Here is a 17833-nt window from a genome sequence, read left to right as displayed (position 1 = left end):
CGCGGGGCATTCAATTAACAAAAACGATTATGCGGCTTGCTTGGCAGAGGCTGCAGTCATTTCGGTCAGTACGCGCTTGTATTCATTAGGGAATACTTTGACAAATTTTGCGCGAGCGGCAGACCAATCGGCCAACAACTCTTTTGCTCGAGGGCTACCTGTTAATGCCAGGTGTTGCTCGATCAAGCCTTTTAGAATCACTTCGTCTGGCTGGCCCAAATGTTGTGCCTTGCCAAGATCCGCTTCAGCGGCTTCGACTTTTTCCAGCGATACCATGCTCATGTTACAGCGTTTGGCAAACTGGCCGTCAATGTCATAGACATAGGCAATGCCACCGCTCATGCCCGCTGCAAAGTTCTGGCCGGTCTGGCCCAGCACAACCACTGTGCCACCCGTCATGTACTCGCAGCCATGGTTACCCACGCCTTCAACCACTGCAGTTGCGCCTGAGTTACGCACGCAGAAGCGCTCACCGGCTACGCCGCTCAAGAAGCTGCGGCCTGTCGTCGCACCATACATCACGGTGTTGCCGACGATAATGTTTTCATAGGACAAGCCACGGAATGTTGCCGGTGGTTTGATAATGATCTGACCACCACACAGGCCTTTGCCCACGTAGTCGTTGCCTTCGCCAGTCAGTTCAAAAGTAATACCCTTGGCCAGGAATGCCGCAAAGCTCTGGCCGGAGGTACCGGTGAATTTCACGTGGATGGTGCCATCAGGCAGTCCGGCATTGCCATAACGGCTCGCCACTTCGTGTGACAGCATGGTGCCTGCCGTACGGTTAGTGTTCACAATCGGTAACTCAAGCGTGACTTTTTCGCCTTTTTCCAGCGCCGGTTTAGCCAATGCGATCAATTGGTTATCCAGTGCTTTGGCAATGCCGTGATCTTGCACGTCATTGTTTTTGCGGGCAACACTGGCTGGCATCTCTGGCAGGTGGAACACTTTGCTAAAGTCGAGACCATTGATCTTCCAATGCTCGATACCGGCTTTCATGTCCAGCAAATCGGCACGGCCGATCAGGTCGTCAAACTTGGCAATGCCCATGCTGGCCATCAGCTCACGTACTTCTTCAGCGACAAAGAAGAAGTAGTTCACCACATGCTCAGGCTGGCCGGTAAATTTCTTACGTAGCTCAGGATCTTGTGTCGCAACGCCGACCGGGCAAGTGTTCAAGTGGCACTTACGCATCATGATACAGCCTTCGACCACCAGTGGTGCGGTGGCAAAGCCAAATTCGTCCGCACCGAGCAGGGCGCCAATCAGCACGTCACGGCCAGTCTTCATCTGGCCATCAACTTGCAAGACCACGCGGCCACGCAACTGGTTTAGAACCAGTGTTTGCTGGGTTTCAGCCAGGCCAAGTTCCCAAGGCGTCCCTGCGTGCTTGATGGATGAAATCGGTGAGGCACCGGTACCACCATCATGACCAGCGACCACGATGTGATCTGATTTGGCCTTGGCTACGCCAGCAGCGACTGTACCGATGCCGGTTTCTGACACCAGTTTGACCGAAATAGACGCTTTTGGATTAGCGTTTTTCAGGTCATGAATCAGCTGTGCCAAATCCTCAATGGAGTAGATGTCGTGGTGTGGCGGTGGTGAGATCAAACCTACCCCCGGCACTGAGAAACGCAGTTTCGCAATATAGGGCGATACTTTATGGCCAGGCAGTTGACCGCCTTCACCAGGCTTGGCACCTTGCGCCATTTTGATCTGGATCTGGTCAGCGCTGCTCAGGTATTCTGCAGTCACGCCAAAACGGCCAGACGCCACCTGTTTGATGCGTGAACGCAAGGAGTCGCCTGCTTGTAAGGGCACATCCGCTTCAATCAGTTCGCTACCTAGGACTTTGGCCAGGCTGGATTCTGTTTGCAATGGAATGAAACGTTTAACGTCTTCACCCCCTTCACCCGTGTTGGACTTACCGCCAATACGGTTCATGGCAATTGCCAGCGAGGCATGCGCTTCGGTTGAAATAGAGCCTAAAGACATCGCGCCAGTTGCAAAGCGTTTAACGATTTCCTTGGCGGATTCAACTTGGTCCAATGGGATGGCTGCTCCAGCCGGTTTGATTTCAAACAGGCCACGCAAAGTCATATGACGGCGCGTCTGATCGTTAATCAGCGCTGCATACTCTTTGTAGGTTTCATATTTGCCGGTCCGTGTTGCATTCTGCAATTTGCTGATCGACATCGGTGTCCACAAGTGCTCTTCACCGCGTACACGGAAGGCGTATTCACCACCGGCTTCAAGCGCGTTAGAAAGCACCGGATCATTGCCAAACGCTTGCATGTGCATGCGTACGGTTTCCTCAGCCACCTGCTCCAGACCGATGCCTTCAATCTGGCTGACGGTGCCGGTAAAGTAATCATTCACAAACTGGCTATTGAGGCCGATGGCTTCAAAAATCTGTGCGCCGCAGTAGGACTGGTAAGTAGAGATGCCCATTTTGGACATGACTTTGTACAAGCCCTTGCCAATCGCTTTGACGAAGTTCTTACCCGCTTTTTCAACGTCGCTGGTCATGGTCTTCATTGTTTCATACACCAACCATGGGCAGACGGCTTCAGCACCATACCCTGCCAATAAGGCGAAGTGGTGTACTTCACGCGCTGAGCCGGTATCAATCACCAGGCCTGTGCTGGTGCGCAAACCGGCTTTGACCAGGAATTCATGGGTGGCAGAACAGGCCAGCAACGCTGGAATGGCGATGCGGGTGGCAGACACGCTGCGGTCAGACAAAATCAACACGTTATAACCATCATGCACGGCTTTTTCGGCCTGGTCATGCAACACATCCAGCGCCTGTTTCATGCCCGCTTTGCCTTGGGCTGCATCATAGGTCAGGTCAAGCACGATGGACTTGAACTGGCCTTTGGTCAGTGATTCAATTTGTTTGAGTTTTTCCAGGCCGTCCAGGCTTAATACTGGTTGGCTGCTTTCCAAACGCAATGGCGGATTGGTTTCATCCACTGCCAGCAGGTTAGGTTTAGGGCCAATAAAGGTCACCAAAGACATCACCAGCTCTTCCCGGATCGGGTCAATTGGTGGGTTGGTCACTTGTGCAAACAGCTGCTTGAAGTAGTTGTATAGTGTCTTGGCTTTATTGGACAACACTGGCAAGGCGGCATCGTTACCCATAGAGCCTGAGCCTTCTTCGCCGTTGTCCAGCATAGGCTGCAAAACAAACTTCAAATCTTCCTGTGAGTAACCAAAGGCTTGTTGGGTATCCAGTAAATCAGCGTTCAGGCTAACTTCGCCAGCACCTACGCTAGGCAGGTCTGTTAAATGGAAGCGGGTTTGTTCAATCCACTGGCGGTATGGCTTGGCTTGAGCCAACTCGGTTTTGACTTCTTCATCATCAATAATGCGGCCTTGCTCCATGTCGATCAGCAACATTTTGCCTGGCTGCAAGCGCCATTTTTTAACGATTTTTTCTTGTGGGAAGGTGATCACGCCCATTTCAGACGCCATCATGACGATGTCATCTTCGGTCACCAGGTAGCGGGCTGGACGCAAGCCATTACGGTCCAGCGTTGCACCAATCATTTTGCCATCGGTAAACGCGACCGCAGCCGGACCATCCCATGGCTCCATCAGCGCTGCATGGTACTCGTAGAATGCACGGCGGTCTTCGTCCATCAATGGGTTGCCGGCCCAAGCTTCTGGGATCAGCATCATCATGGCGTGTGGCAAGCTGTAGCCACCAGCTACCAGCAACTCCAGGCAGTTGTCAAAACAGGCAGAGTCAGACTGGCCTTCAGCAATCAATGGCCACAGCTTTTCCAGGTCTTCGCCCAATACTGCGGACTTCATGGTTTCGTGGCGCGCCGCCATCCAGTTGACGTTGCCTTGAACGGTGTTGATTTCACCGTTGTGCGCAATCATGCGGAAAGGGTGGGCCAGATCCCAGGCCGGGAAGGTGTTGGTAGAGAAACGTTGGTGCACCAGGGCAAGCGCTGAAATCACGCGCTCATCTCTCAAGTCTTTGTAGTACACGCCCACTTCATTAGCCAGCAGCATGCCTTTGTAGACGATGGTGCGCGAAGAGAAGGAAGGCATGTAGAACTGCGCTTTGTCTTGCAGGTTGAGCGCACGAATCGCGTGCTCAATCCGTTTGCGGATCACAAAGCATTTGCGTTCAAATATTTTGTTGTCAGCTACGGTGCTGGCGATTAACACCTGGCGCATTACAGGCTCTACGGCGCGGGCAGCGTCGGCGATGTTGCTGTTGTCTACCGGCACATCACGCCAGCCCAGCAAGGTTTGGTTTTCTTCAGCAATAATTTTTGCAAAGATGGCCTCGCATTGCGCGCGGTTGTCAGCATTCTGTGGCAAAAACGCCTGGCCGACGGCATATTGTCCGGCGGCTGGCAAGGTCATGCCCAGTTTGGCAGCCTCTTCGCGCATAAAGGTGTCTGGCATTTGCATCAGCAAGCCTGCGCCGTCACCCAGTTTAGGGTCGTAACCGGTTGCGCCGCGATGGGTCAGGTTGTCCAGCAGTTGCAGGCCTTTAGCGACAATGTCGTGGCTTTTCTGGCCTTTAATATGGGCGACAAAGCCCACGCCACAGCTATCTTTTTCGTGGCGTCTGTCGTATAAACCCTGGGATTGTGGAGCTAAACCAAACTGGTCGTCCCGGGCGGTTGCGGTATCTTGAGAAGCACTCATCAGGTTGTTGTCAGACTGCATGTCCATTGCCAGATTCTTCACTTACAAAACATTTGGAGGAACCTTCAATGATACCGTTAAAGTTTAGCAATTTCAATTGTTTAGCCTGCGTTAAATAACGGATAAAGGCATTTTATTTTTTAGTTGAGAATGGTTTTTATTTACCATTTAAATGGGCCTGGGCGCGTGTCATTGTTAGGTGCCAATCACGGGTTGCAGCGGGGGTGAGCGTCTTTGGATTCTGCCAGCTACAAAATCGCTGAGCGTTTAGAGTTTTGCGCTGGGCAAAAGCCTGAGCCGTAGTGCTTGGAGAGTGTGACGATGTCGCAGAAAGAAAAGCCCAAACTGCTTGGCTGGCACCCTGCATAAAAAGGTACATCGCGCGAAACAACCATGCGAAGTGATTCAGTGGCGACCCAAGGTTGGATCGCCACGCCTAAAAAGCGGGATTACAGGCTGGCAAAGGCTTGTTCAGCCGCTTGCACTGTTTGGCGAATATCGTCATCGCTATGGGCCGCCGAGACAAAGCCCGCCTCAAATGCAGAAGGGCCCAGATAAATGCCACTATCCAGCATACTGTGGAAGAAGTGATTAAAGGCATTTTTATCTGCCTGCATCATGTCGGCGTAGCTGGTAGGGTTGCTGGCACTGAAATAGAGGCCAAACATGCCCCCTACACTTTGTGCGCTAAAGGTGACGCCGGCTTTTTGCGCAGCTTGCTTCATGCCATCCATTAATTGCGTTGTTTTTGCTGTTAATGCCTCGTAAAAGCCGGGTGCCTGAACCAGCTTGAGGGTGGTCAGCCCGGCCGTTACTGCCACGGGGTTGCCAGACAGTGTGCCTGCCTGATAGACCGGACCCAACGGAGCCAGCACGCTCATAATCTCTTTACGCCCACCAAAGGCGCCCACTGGCAGGCCGCCACCAATCACTTTGCCTAAAGTCGTCATGTCAGGTGTGATGCCATACAGTGCCTGGGCACCGCCTAGGGCTACGCGGAAACCGGTCATGACCTCATCAAAAATCAGTACGGTGCCATGCTGGTTGCACAGTTCACGCAAGGTGGTTAAGAACTCTCGGTGCGGCACAATCAGGTTCATATTGCCGACCACAGGCTCCAGAATCACGCAGGCAATTTCATCACCGATGCTGGCAAATGTTTCTTTGAGCATTTGCGTATTGTTGTAATCGAGCGTCAGGGTATGCGCAGCCACTTCTGGCGGCACACCGGCAGAGCTTGGCTCGCCAAAGGTCAGCAGGCCAGAGCCCGCTTTCACCAACAGCGCATCAGCATGCCCATGGTAACAGCCTTCAAATTTAATGATCTTGTTGCGTTTGGTGAACCCGCGCGCCACCCGAATGGCGCTCATGGTGGCTTCTGTCCCACTGCTGACCAGGCGCACTTGTTCCATGCTGGGCACCAATTGATTAATTAACTCAGCCATTTCGAGTTCTAGGCCGGTCGGCGCACCAAAACTCAGGCTGTTTGCGGCGGCTTGCTGTACGGCGGCAATGACCTCTGGATGGGCATGCCCCAAAATCATCGGTCCCCAGGAGTTGATGTAGTCGATATATTCTTTGCCGTCTGCATCCCACAATTTTGAGCCTAACCCTTTTTTGAAGAAGATGGGCGTGCCACCGACGCTGCGGAACGCGCGTACTGGCGAATTGACACCGCCTGGAATCAGTTGCTGGGATTTTTCAAACAGTTGCTGGTTGCGAGAGGTCATGACGGGGCAATCGGGTAAACATTAAAAACGTTATTCTAGCAGAGCCTTTTGTATTGATCATGCTTGCGCTTGGCTGGATTGCTCACCGGGAAGCATGCAGGCCAGGCCTGTTATGGTTGGCCGTCTAGCTGTTGCAGATGACGTTCAGCTTCCGCCTGCAAGGTTGGCTGCGCAGATTGTTGCGCAAGCAATGCCAGCCCTGACCAAGCTTCCAGATAATTCGGCTCTAGCGTGGTCGCTTTTAAATAGGCTTGCTGCGCTGCCGCCAGCTGACCTTGTCCATGCAGCGCACTGGCAAGATAGAAATGTGCTTCTGCGGCGTCCGCTTGCTGGCTTAACCAGGCGCGCGCGATGTGCTCCACAGCTGGCCAGTCACTGTTTTGGTAGGGGATCACGACTTGCATCCAGAGCGGGCGTTCATTCAGAGGCTGGTCCCAAAAGGCGGTTGCCTCTGCTTGCGTCGTGTTGCTGGCGGGTTTGCTAAGCAGGTTTTGTATCCACTCGACCGGCACACTGTAAAAGTAGGCATATTTACCAGGGCTTTTAAACGTACTCAAAGACACCAGTTCGCCCGCCTGGTTAAAGGTCGGGCTGCCACTGGCGCCCATGATAAACGCTGCATCGGAGCGGACAATCAGGCTGCCGTCATAGGGATACAAGGCTTTAATGTGGCCGGCGATGGTTTGTGGTTTAGGCGGTCCCCCTGGAAAGCCAATCGAAAAAACAGTATCGCCATAATGTAATGCGCGGGTGCTGCCCAGTTTGACGGCCGGTAGCTCCAGGTATTGAAATTTCAACAGGCAGATATCGTGTTTCCAGTCCGCGACCATGCCAACCGGGCTGACGCTATCACCGAATTTGGAAACGCTGACGCCGCTGCTGTTCGCCAGCACATGGCAGTTGGTGGCGACTGTATCCGCGGCGACCACCACGCCACTCCCGACGCCATGTCCACCGGATTGTGTCATGCTGTGTACTTTGACCACAGAGCCTTTGAGTCGATAAACCAGTTCGTGGTCGAGCTCAGTCTGGGCCATCAACGTGTGCGTGCTGAAGATAATCAAGCAAATAACTTTGTATAGAGTGCGCATACAAGCTCCGGTTATTGGGCATGGGTAGAAACCATCTCAGGTTTGTCTGGATAAATTGCAAAAAATTCTGCGTGCACTCGCACAATACCCGTGAAAAGCCATGCAAACAGCGCTAGAATAGCCGGTATTTTTTGATTGTTTAAGGATTTATCATGCTGATTACGAGCGAAATCGTTGATTTGGACACCCCAACCGGGGTGATGCGTACTTATGTTCATCGTCCAAAACACGATGGCAAAGTACCTGCGGTTTTGTTTTACTCTGAAATTTTTCAGCAGACGGGCCCAATTGAACGTGCAGCGCGCTTTTTGGCTGGGCATGGCTATGCCGTGTTGGTGCCAGAAGTGTTCCATGAGTTGAATCCGATTGGTACCGTATTAGGTTACGATGACGCCGGTCGCGACAAAGGCAACGCCGACAAAATGGCCAAAGACGTGCAGGCATATGACACCGACAACCGTGCCATGATTGATTACCTGAACAAACAGGCGTGGTATGACGGCAAGCTGGGCGCGGCGGGTTTCTGTATCGGCGGCCATCTGGCATTCCGCGCCGCCTTGCAACCTGAGGTTAAAGCGACGGCCTGTTTCTACGCCACTGATTTGCACACGACGATTATCCCTAACCAGCCCGGTCAGCATAGTATGGACCGCATTGGCGAGATCAAGGGTGAGTTGCTGATGATCTGGGGTAAGCAGGATCCACACATTCCTGGCGATAAACGTGCTGAGCTTTACAACCGCTTTGCAGCGGTGCCCGGCCTGCATTACACCTGGCATGAATTTAATGGACAACATGCCTTTATGCGCGATGAAGGTGAACGTTACGATGCGCAGCTGGTCAACATCGGATATCAATTGACCTTGCAGATGTTCGGTAACGTACTCAAGTAAGTCACCGGAATACTTGAGCGAAAGAAAACTAAGGTGCTCTGAATATGTTATGCCAGTTGCGACTCTCAAAACAACTTGCATGGAATATTCAATACATGCCCTAGTCCAAGCACAGGCCAAAAGCCTGTGCTTTTTTTTCAACTAAATTAACCCTTTTAGAGAGAACTATGACTACAAAAAATGCGGATATTGGATTGGTAGGATTGGCAGTGATGGGCCAAAACCTGGCACTAAACATTGCGGATCACGGCTATACCATCGCGGTCTATAACCGTGACCCGAAAAAAATGCTGAATTTTATCGAGGAGTGTAAAAAGAATGAGCCTTCACACGAGCGTGTGGTGGGACATGCTGATTTGGCCTCTTTTGTATTAAGCATCAAGCGCCCACGCAAGATTGTGTTGCTGGTAAAAGCCGGTAGCGCGACCGATGTGACGATTAATGCCCTGCTGCCTTTCCTGGAGCAAGGGGATATTATTATTGATGGTGGTAATGCGTTGTGGACGGATACCATCCGTCGCGAAAAAGAGCTCGCGGCCAAAGGCATTGAGTTTATTGGCTCCGGCGTCTCTGGCGGTGAAACTGGCGCCCGTTTCGGTCCTTCACTGATGCCTTCTGGCACCCGCAAAGCTTGGGCCAGCCTCGAGCCGATCTGGCGTGATATTGCCGCCAAAGTGGATCCTGTCACCGGCACCCCGTTAGAAGGCGGCGCCCCAGGCAAGCCTGTCCAGGGCGGTTTCTCCTGTGCGGAATACATTGGCCCAGACGGTGCTGGTCACTATGTGAAAATGGTGCACAACGGCATTGAGTACATTGATATGCAGTTAATCTGTGAAGCCTACTGGTTGATGAAGAACTTGTTGGGCATGCCGGCAGACGAGATTGGCAAAGTGTTCGCCGAGTGGAACAAAGGTGAGCTGTCCAGTTTCCTGATTGAAATTACGGCAGATATCCTGCAACAAAAAGATCCTGCTGGCAAAGGCTTCCTGGTTGACCAGATTCTGGATACTGCCGGTCAAAAAGGGACCGGCCAGTGGACGGCAGCCAATGCGCTGGAGTTGGGCGCGCCCGCCAATGCGATTGCAGCTGCCGTCTATGCGCGTGCATTATCCAGCCTGAAAGAGGAGCGTGTTGAAGCCAGCAAGATCCTCAAAGGCCCGGCGATTGTGCAAGAAAAAGACAAGGCAGCAACCATTGAGGCGATCAAGAACGCCTTGTATTGCTCCAAAATCTGCGCTTATGCACAAGGCTTCCAGCTCATTGATAAAGCACAGGTGGCCTATAACTGGAAACTCAATTTTGGTGAAATTGCCCAGATCTGGCGTGGTGGTTGTATCATCCGCGCGCGTTTCCTGCAAAAAATCACCGATGCTTATGCATTGAACTCACGTTTGAAAAATCTGATGCTGGACCCTTACTTCACCAATGCGATGAACGAAGGTCAAGCGGGCTGGCGTAAAGTGATTGCACTGGCGGTCACCAACGGTATCCCTGCACAAGGTTTTGCGGCCGCACTGGCTTATTATGACGGTTACAGAAGTGCAGACTTGCCAGCCAACCTGCTGCAAAGTCAGCGTGATTACTTCGGTGCGCATACCTACGAGCGTAAAGACCAGGCGCGCGGTCAGTTCTTCCACCTGGATTGGCCAGAAGCCGGTCGTCCACAGTTGGTTGTTGAGTAACGCTCTGTCAGGTTGAGCTGCCAGTGGTGGTCTTGTACGGCAACCACTGGCATGGATAACCAAAACTTAATAAGCGCTGAAAAAAATAAAGATGGCCTTATAGGCCATCTTTTTTTGTTTGTCTCATTTTTGCGTGAGTAAAGGATTCCAGTGATGAGTAGATAATTAAGTTCTACTCACTTTAGCTAGAGTTAACCGATTGGAGTCAACGCTCCAATCTTAAAATCAGTGACCCGGTGTAGGGTCGGTGTGAAACGCCCTGCGTCTTAAACGCAGTCGCAACTAGATTCTAAAAAGCGATGAAGCTCGTTGATTGCTTTCAGGTGTTGCTGTTCTTCGGCAAACGCTTTTGCGTTCGGAGCAGCATTATTGAGGCTGGGGGCGTAAATTTCATCAATCAAAAAATGTTGTGATGAAACGGCTTGGTAGGATTCTACAATTTGCATTTTTACTCTTCCTTTTGGGATTCTCAATATTCATTACACAAAACAACGAATTGTGTTCGTCGTGCTTGTGGCGCCAAAATTAACAAAAAGTTCACTGTGCAGCAATGCGGAATTTGCCGTAGTGACCAAACTTGTCAAATTCTTCAGGCATATTTGTATTGCTGCAACATTCAAGCAAACATGGTGCCATGTTCACGCTTAAAATAACGCATACTCCTCTAGCTTGGATGACACGCGTTGAAGATGGCTTTGAAAAATCTTGAAGTAAAAACTGAAAGCCAAATCCGCTTATTTTTCGTAGAATATCGGCTTGTTTGATAAAACCTTTAAAAGCAGCATGCAAATTTTTGTCAATGGTAAAGCGATGCAACTTGCTACAGAGGCTATGAGTGTGCAAGCCCTGGTTGAACATATGCAACTGACGGGCAAGCGGATTGCGATTGAGCGCAATGGCGATATTGTGCCGCGCAGCCAGTTTGCCGCAGTGCAGTTGCAAGCGGATGACCGACTGGAAATCGTGGGTGCGGTCGGTGGCGGTTAATTAAAGTTGCGCCAGGATGTTGATGCTAAGAATGGAGTAGAAAGTTTTAATGATGAATGACGCTTTGGTAATCGCCGGTAAAAGTTATCAGTCCAGATTGCTGGTTGGCACTGGCAAATACAAGGACTTTACGCAGACACGTGCTGCGATAGACGCCAGTGGCGCTGAAATTATTACCGTTGCCATCCGCCGGACTAACATTGGTCAAAACGCAAACGAACCCTCGTTGCTGGATTATTTGCCGCCAAGCGAGTTTACCTATTTGCCAAATACTGCGGGCTGTTACAGCGCCGAAGAGGCTGTGCGTACCTTGCGCTTGGCGCGCGAATTGCTAGATGATCACCGCCTGGTGAAGCTGGAAGTGCTGGGCGATCCGAATACCCTGTATCCTAATGTCACCGAAACCATTGCCGCCGCCAAAACGCTGGTGAAAGAGGGATTTGAGGTGATGGTATACACTTCAGATGACCCGATTATTGCCAAGCAGCTGGAGGATATTGGTTGCGTGGCTGTGATGCCGCTGGCTTCACTGATTGGTTCCGGCATGGGGATTTTAAATCCATGGAACCTGCAGATCATCATTGAAAATGCCAAGATTCCGGTCTTGGTGGATGCCGGTGTCGGTTGTGCTTCTGATGCGGCGATTGCAATGGAGCTGGGGTGTGCCGGCGTGTTGATGAATACCGCCATTGCGGCTGCGCGTGATCCAGTATTGATGGCAGGGGCGATGAAAAAGGCGATTGAGGCGGGACGTGAGTCATTCCTGGCCGGGCGTATGGCGAAAAAACTGTATTCAGCCAGCCCCAGTTCGCCAACCACTGGCATGATAGGATAAGTGTGACCGAACGCGCCCTTTACGCCTGCCAAGTTTCAGTTGAGACAGAGTATCTGGCTGACCAGTCTTCGCCTGCAGCTGGCCAGTACATTTATGCCTACACGATAACGATCCGCAATACCGGGCAAACGCCCGCCCAGTTGATTAGTCGTCATTGGGTGATTACTGATGCCATGCAGCAGGTCCGTGAGGTAAAAGGCCTGGGCGTGGTTGGTGAGCAACCCTTGCTGGCGCCTGATGCAGAATACCGCTATACCAGTAGTGTTATGTTCAGCACGCCGAGTGGCGAAATGTATGGCACCTACCAAATGGTGGCCGTTGATGGTCACTGGTTTGAAGTGGATATTCCAACTTTCTGGCTGCACCAGGCGGCGGGTTTACATTAGCGGCGTGTTTGCATTAAAAGCGCGCTGGATAAGTTGCCTATTTCCTTTCTGGTCTAGGCCGCAGGCCCTTAAATCGGTCTTTTATTTGAAGTCACAAACGTGTTAGCCACCCAAAAAAGCCTTATCTTCCGTCAGTGTGTTGTATTGTTCAGCCTGCTATGGCTGGCAGGCTGCCAGACTGTGCCAACCAGTGATACTTCCGTTAAGCCGCCTACTGGCAAGCCTGTGAGTGAGAAGCCAAGTACCACAGGCAGTGTGCCCACGGTGCCCCCCGCACAGCCATTTGGGTTGCTGAAATCGGCACAATGGGCTGATATGCCTGGCTTGGAAAAAGAGGATTGGGTTGCCAGCTGGCGTGCCTGGTTGCAAGGCTGTCAAGGGCTCAAAAACAAAGCTGACTGGAAAGCGGTTTGTGCAGCTGCGCTGATGGTCAAGGCAGAGGATGCCGCTGCCATACAGGCCTACTGGCAGCAATATTTTAATGTTTATGCCACACAGCAACCGGAGGGGGCTGAGCAGGGCTTGATCACCGGCTATTACCAGCCCGTGCTACAAGGAGCCAGGCAGGCAAGTGCTCGTTACCGCGTCCCGCTTTACCAGGTCCCGACTGACCTGATTACGGTGAATTTGTCAGGTTTGTTCCCTGAGCTAAAATACAAGCGCGTGCGTGGCCGCGTGCAAGGTCAAACCCTGGTTCCCTATTATACGCGGGCCGAAATTGAACAGCCGCAATCGCCGCTCAATGGTAGCGAGTTGCTCTGGGTCAGTGATCCAGTAGAAGCGTTTTTTTTACAAGTGCAAGGGTCCGGGATTGTGATGCTCGAAAATGGTGAGCGTGTCCCTGTGGGTTACGCAGACCAGAACGGACATCCTTACCAGTCCATAGGCAAGATACTGGTTGAGCGTGGAGAAATGGCCGCCAGTGAGGCCTCCATGCAAGGGATCAAGACTTGGGCGCAACAGCATCCTGATCAGTTGCGCGGTTTGCTGGATGCGAATCCCAGCTATGTCTTTTTTAAATTGCTTCCGCCCGGCTTGTCTGGCCCATTGGGCGCGCTAGGGGTGCCGCTGACAGCGGCACGGAGTATTGCTGTCGATCCTTTTTATATTCCGCTGGGTGCCCCTGTTTATCTGGCGACCACTTACCCGAACGATGCCACCCCGTTGCAGCAACTGATGCAAGCCCAGGATACAGGGGGAGCTATCAAGGGTGGGGTGCGTGCTGATGTGTACTGGGGGGAAGGCGAGGCTGCTGGAAAATTGGCGGGGGCCATGCGTCAGCAGGGGAAATTGTGGGTATGGTTACCCAAAACATTTCCTTTGCCGCATTGATGGGTATGCCACAGCACACACGGTCATGCGAGGCTGCTTGGCAGCCTAGGGTGGTTGGTCACACAGCCTTCAGGCCCTGGTTGCTTGAACGAGGTTCGTTAACCGCCCGGTTAAAAAAACATTATCCGGCGTTTTCTGTGGCGTTGCTGTCGCAAGACTGGCGCAAGCCGTATGTGGATGAGCAGTCGATTTTGCGAATAAACGCGGCTTGTCAGGCATGGGTACGCGAGGTCATGTTGACGGGCAATGGGCAGTCACGGGTGTTTGCGCATAGCGTCATCGCGCGTCAGGATTTGCGTGGCCCATGGAGTCGTCTGCGCAGCATCGGCCGGATGCCACTCGGGGCGGCACTGTTTGCCAATCCCAGGGTGAGGCGTGGGCCGTTGCAGTTCCGTAAGTTATGCGCCCATCATCCCCTGCATCAGACGGTATGCCGTTATCACCCGCAGTTGCAGCAATCTCCCCTTTGGGCCAGACGCTCCTTATTTTGTCTGCATCAGCACCTCTTGCTGGTCACTGAGGTGTTTTTGCCGGCCTGTGTGGAGCAAGACAATGGTTAATTTTTTAATCGGAAAGTGTTTCTAATGCCGTCATCCGTCAACTGGCATGCGTATTATCGCCTCACTCGGCTGGATAAACCGGTAGGAATATGGTTATTGCTTTGGCCTACATTATGGGGGCTGTTAATTGCGGGGGCAGGGTATCCCGATCCGTGGGTGGCAACGGTGTTTGTATTAGGGACAATATTGATGCGCTCGGCGGGATGTGCATTGAATGATATTGCTGACCGCGGCTGGGATGGCGCAGTCGCGCGCACGCAACGCAGGCCGTTAGCCACAGGTGAGATTTCAGTGAAAGAAGCCTATGCCGTCGCATTGGGATTATCTTTACTGGCGTTTGCGCTGGTGTGTACGCTAGGCATGCAGGTGGTGCTGTGGTCTGTGCCGGCGTTGTTCCTCGCGGTGAGCTATCCTTATACTAAACGCTTTTTTGCCATTCCCCAGGCCTATTTAGGCATCGCCTTCGGCTTTGGCATCCCCATGGCGTTTGTGGCCCTGCAGGGGCAAGTGCCCTCGATCGCATGGTGGTTGTTATTGGCGAATATCTTATGGTCTGTGGCTTATGACACGGCCTATGCCATGGTGGACCGTGAGGATGACCTTAAAATAGGCATCCGCTCGTCGGCGATTACGTTTGGTCGTTGGGACGTATTAGCCATCCTGGTCTGTCAGGTCGTAATGTTGGCAATCGTGGCAGGGGTTGCCTGGCAGTTGATGTTGGGCTGGGCATTCTGGCTGGGATGGCTGTTCGCTGCCTTGCAATTGGTGAGGCAATACCGCTTGATCAGCCGCCGCCAGCGCGAAGACTGCTTTAAAGGATTTCTTGAGAATATCTGGATAGGTGGCGCATTAACCGCCGGTATGGCTTGCGGCTATTACTTAGGCTGATTTGCGTGAGATGGAGGATTCATCCAGCTCAAACGTGAAGTCAGTCCAATACTGGAAAGGCGCCTGTTCGGCCGGGGCCAGAATGTAAAGGTCTTCTGAGAGTTGTTGAAGCTCACGCAAATTTCCGCTCATGGAGACTTCTTCCGCAGAAGTTTTGGTGGGCGGCGGCATTGCAGGCAGGTTTTGTGTCTGGCAAGCAATTTCTTTTAACAGCATCAGGTCCTCAAAGACGCTGCGTTCAAAACCCATGCGAGGGACGAGACGGGTGTTGTAAACCAAGTCGTCAATCAGGGCGATCACTTGCGGCGTGCCCCAAGCCTGTTGCAAGGCTTTCATCACCCGCGGAAATGATTCGATGCCTTGTTGTTTGGGATCTGGCGCATGTTCTACATTCAGGTTGAAATGCTTACGGCATTCGCTGGCCATCATGTCAAACTCTTGGCGTTTTCCTTCCTTGGACAGTAAATCCAGTAAATACAACCACATCCAGGGGGAGCATTTAGGATGTTTGGCCAAGTGTTGCTGTAAATGTTCTATCGCCTGATTGACGCGGCCATGGGTAAACAGTCGTGATGCATCTTGCATCACGGACTGCGTGCTTTTTTGCGAACTGAGTTTTTGGGGAACCGCTTCCAAACCGAGCACATCATCATTGGCGTGGGTAGGAACCGCTTTTAGACGGCTGCCTGCTTTCATCTGCAGCGGTGGCTGGGTCGACGGTCCCTGAGGTGAATGATCCGGCGAGCTGGTTAAAGGCGGCAGCGTGCTTGCAAAGCGCTGGCTAGTATGTGGCTGGGTGGCTGGGCCGGTGGCTTCCTCCATGGCTGCTTGCGGCGCGCGCCCCTTGATGCGTTTGGGCACTGCTGTGTGCCTCCTGAGCCAGTCGGCAAAGAAAAACCCGCTGGCAATCAATGTCAATCCTAATGTCATCACCAGCGTGCGAAGCAGATGGTTTTCATTTTGCAGGCGAACCAGTTGCGTCTTCAGCGAAGTCAGCAGGTTGGTTTGTGCCAAGCTGGTTGCGTACAGCATATCTGATTTGCTTTGCAGGGTATTAAATGCCTGTTGCAATTCATTGACTTGTCCCTGGAGCTTGTCATAGGCCTCCAGAGGAATGCCTGTCTGCACAGGCTCGGTGACCGGCGCCAGTAATGCCGTGGACGCTTGGTTACCTTGCAGTGCAGCTGTGTCCACAGCGGCGGCCTGCTCGAAAGAAACCTTCATGTCCGGATATAGGGTAAATTGTTGCGAGGTGTGCTGGCACTGATCTGTTAATGTCAGTTTGACTGGGGTTGTCATTGCCCGCTCTGACCATAGCATGAGCATTCCACGCTCAGTGCTCAGGGTGGTGTATTCCAAATGCACCATATCAGCTACAGATTGCGCTAATTGAAAGCAGCTGACATCTGTATTCACCGTGATATTGGTGACGGGGACTTGTGCCACCAATGGTTGACCTGGTTCAGATTCAAAGCGGAGTGCAGATAAGTCTGCGGCTTGCAAGGCTGAAATATGCGCCAACAAAAAATACAATGGCCATGCCGTATGGCCCAATGCCGTGTTGATAATGGACTGACGCCTCTGTGGATTGCCTAAGCGCATGAAAATATTATTTTGTAATCGCTACGGTTAAAATGATTGAGTGCGTGAAGTTAAAACTTAAGCTAATATAGCACCTGTTTGCAATTATTCCTGAAAAAACAAAGCGCTTTTGCCTAAAAAGCATACTTTACATCAACTTATTTGCAAAATTGATGGCAAGCACAGGCAAATCTGCATGCCTCACTGCTTGGCAAAGATACACACCTTCTGTCTTGGATTATTTTAGAATAATCCGTTGACAAGCTTTCTCAAGCTGGCATATAATCCGCCCTCTTAATTTATACGCTATAACTCGGTAGTTATAAAATGAAAACTTTTTCAGCAAAATCGCATGAAGTACAACGTGACTGGTTCGTGATTGACGCCACAGACTTGGTATTGGGCCGTCTGGCTAGCGCAATCGCTCATCGCCTGCGTGGTAAGCACAAAGCTATTTACACACCACACGTGGATACAGGCGACTACATCATCGTAGTCAATGCGGACAAAATTAAAGTAACCGGTAACAAGGCTGGTGACAAACTGTACCACCGTCACTCCGGGTATCCAGGCGGTATCACCACTACTTCATTCTCCAAAATGCAAGACCGTTTCCCAGGCCGTGCGTTGGAAAAAGCGGTCAAAGGCATGTTGCCAAAAGGTCCTTTGGGCTATGCCATGATCAAAAAAATGAAAGTGTATGCGGGCGACAAGCACGAGCACGTTGCGCAGCAACCACAAACATTAACCATCTAATTCAAGACGATTAGGATAAAACATGATCGGTAAATACAACTACGGCACAGGCCGCCGCAAGAGTTCAGTGGCACGTGTGTTCATTAAGTCCGGTAGTGGCAATATCGTTGTTAACGACAAGCCAGCTGACGTTTACTTCTCACGCGAAACTTCTCGCATGATTTTGCGTCAGCCACTGGAATTGACTAACAACACTGCTAGCTTTGACATCTTGGTCAATGTGCACGGTGGTGGTGAATCCGGTCAGGCTGGTGCAGTTCGTCACGGTATCACCCGTGCGTTGATCGACTACGATGCGGCTTTGAAGAGCGCATTGTCTCACGCTGGTTTCGTAACACGTGATGCACGTGAAGTTGAACGTAAGAAAGTCGGTCTGCGTAAAGCACGTCGTCGTAAACAGTTCTCCAAACGTTAATTTTTCAACGTTTGTTACAA

The 17833-nt window shown here is 51.8% G+C and carries 16 protein-coding genes; 10 read left to right on the top strand and 6 right to left on the bottom strand.

Annotated features, from left to right (window positions below; all coding sequences use genetic code 11):
- Nucleotides 1–27: 27 nt before the first annotated feature.
- The 3 genes from ACIDF8_RS12780 to ACIDF8_RS12770 form a co-directional block, all read right to left on the bottom strand.
- A complete protein-coding gene (locus ACIDF8_RS12780) occupies nt 28–4677 on the bottom strand; it encodes a glutamate synthase-related protein (protein ID WP_412011049.1) in 4650 nt (1549 codons plus the stop codon).
- 449 nt (nt 4678–5126) lie between these two features.
- On the bottom strand, nt 5127–6407 hold the full coding sequence (gene hemL, locus ACIDF8_RS12775; protein ID WP_412010994.1) for a glutamate-1-semialdehyde 2,1-aminomutase: 1281 nt from the start codon (nt 6405–6407) through the stop codon (nt 5127–5129).
- Nucleotides 6408–6517: 110 nt separating this feature from the next.
- Entirely contained in the window at nt 6518–7444 is a 927-nt protein-coding gene (locus ACIDF8_RS12770; RefSeq protein ID WP_412010993.1) for a S1 family peptidase, read from the bottom strand.
- A 206-nt stretch (nt 7445–7650) separates the two neighbouring features.
- Here ACIDF8_RS12770 and ACIDF8_RS12765 point away from each other — a divergent pair, with 206 nt between their 5' ends.
- Together ACIDF8_RS12765 and gndA are read left to right on the top strand one after the other, a co-directional pair.
- On the top strand, nt 7651–8391 hold the full coding sequence (locus tag ACIDF8_RS12765) for a dienelactone hydrolase family protein (RefSeq protein WP_412010992.1): 741 nt from the start codon (nt 7651–7653) through the stop codon (nt 8389–8391).
- A 167-nt stretch (nt 8392–8558) separates the two neighbouring features.
- Nucleotides 8559–10073, top strand: coding sequence for an NADP-dependent phosphogluconate dehydrogenase (gene gndA / locus ACIDF8_RS12760; protein ID WP_412010991.1), 1515 nt, complete (start codon nt 8559–8561; stop codon nt 10071–10073).
- Nucleotides 10074–10339: 266 nt separating this feature from the next.
- On the opposite strand, the gene ACIDF8_RS12755 is transcribed toward gndA, so the two are convergent.
- Complete coding sequence (locus ACIDF8_RS12755) at nt 10340–10519, bottom strand: hypothetical protein (RefSeq protein ID WP_194749724.1); 180 nt, start codon at nt 10517–10519, stop codon at nt 10340–10342.
- Nucleotides 10520–10610: 91 nt separating this feature from the next.
- A complete protein-coding gene (locus ACIDF8_RS12750) occupies nt 10611–10862 on the bottom strand; it encodes a hypothetical protein (RefSeq protein WP_412010990.1) in 252 nt (83 codons plus the stop codon).
- Here ACIDF8_RS12750 and thiS point away from each other — a divergent pair.
- The 6 genes from thiS (at nt 10857) to ubiA (ending at nt 15061) form a co-directional block, all read left to right on the top strand.
- Entirely contained in the window at nt 10857–11060 is a 204-nt protein-coding gene (thiS, locus tag ACIDF8_RS12745; RefSeq protein WP_412010989.1) for a sulfur carrier protein ThiS, read from the top strand. The two genes, ACIDF8_RS12750 and thiS, sit on opposite strands and share 6 nt — an antisense overlap.
- A gap of 52 nt (nt 11061–11112) precedes the next feature.
- Nucleotides 11113–11895, top strand: a complete 783-nt coding sequence (locus ACIDF8_RS12740; protein WP_412011048.1) for a thiazole synthase — start codon at nt 11113–11115, stop codon at nt 11893–11895.
- Nucleotides 11896–11897: 2 nt separating this feature from the next.
- Complete coding sequence (gene apaG / locus ACIDF8_RS12735; RefSeq protein ID WP_412010988.1) at nt 11898–12281, top strand: Co2+/Mg2+ efflux protein ApaG; 384 nt, start codon at nt 11898–11900, stop codon at nt 12279–12281.
- A 99-nt stretch (nt 12282–12380) separates the two neighbouring features.
- Nucleotides 12381–13613: a murein transglycosylase A gene (locus ACIDF8_RS12730; protein ID WP_412010987.1), complete on the top strand. Its 1233-nt coding sequence runs from the start codon at nt 12381–12383 to the stop codon at nt 13611–13613.
- Nucleotides 13580–14173: a chorismate--pyruvate lyase family protein gene (locus ACIDF8_RS12725; RefSeq protein WP_412010986.1), complete on the top strand. Its 594-nt coding sequence runs from the start codon at nt 13580–13582 to the stop codon at nt 14171–14173. Before ACIDF8_RS12730 ends, ACIDF8_RS12725 begins: the two co-directional genes overlap by 34 nt.
- Nucleotides 14174–14197: 24 nt before the next feature.
- Nucleotides 14198–15061, top strand: a complete 864-nt coding sequence (gene ubiA / locus ACIDF8_RS12720; RefSeq protein WP_412010985.1) for a 4-hydroxybenzoate octaprenyltransferase — start codon at nt 14198–14200, stop codon at nt 15059–15061.
- Here ubiA and ACIDF8_RS12715 read toward each other — a convergent pair.
- Complete coding sequence (locus tag ACIDF8_RS12715; protein WP_412010984.1) at nt 15053–16663, bottom strand: FimV family protein; 1611 nt, start codon at nt 16661–16663, stop codon at nt 15053–15055. The two genes, ubiA and ACIDF8_RS12715, sit on opposite strands and share 9 nt — an antisense overlap.
- Before the next feature lie 306 nt (nt 16664–16969).
- On the opposite strand from ACIDF8_RS12715, the gene rplM reads away from it, so the two are divergent.
- Complete coding sequence (gene rplM, locus ACIDF8_RS12710) at nt 16970–17398, top strand: 50S ribosomal protein L13 (protein WP_049639497.1); 429 nt, start codon at nt 16970–16972, stop codon at nt 17396–17398.
- Between the two features lie 22 nt (nt 17399–17420).
- Entirely contained in the window at nt 17421–17813 is a 393-nt protein-coding gene (gene rpsI, locus ACIDF8_RS12705) for a 30S ribosomal protein S9 (RefSeq protein WP_049639496.1), read from the top strand.
- The last annotated feature ends 20 nt before the right edge of the window (nt 17814–17833 follow it).

This window comes from Methylophilus sp. 3sh_L (assembly GCF_046766015.1).
Classification (GTDB): Bacteria; Pseudomonadota; Gammaproteobacteria; order Burkholderiales; family Methylophilaceae; genus Methylophilus.
Note: the sequence above shows the minus strand (reverse complement) of the source record. Positions and strands in the feature narration are given on the sequence as shown.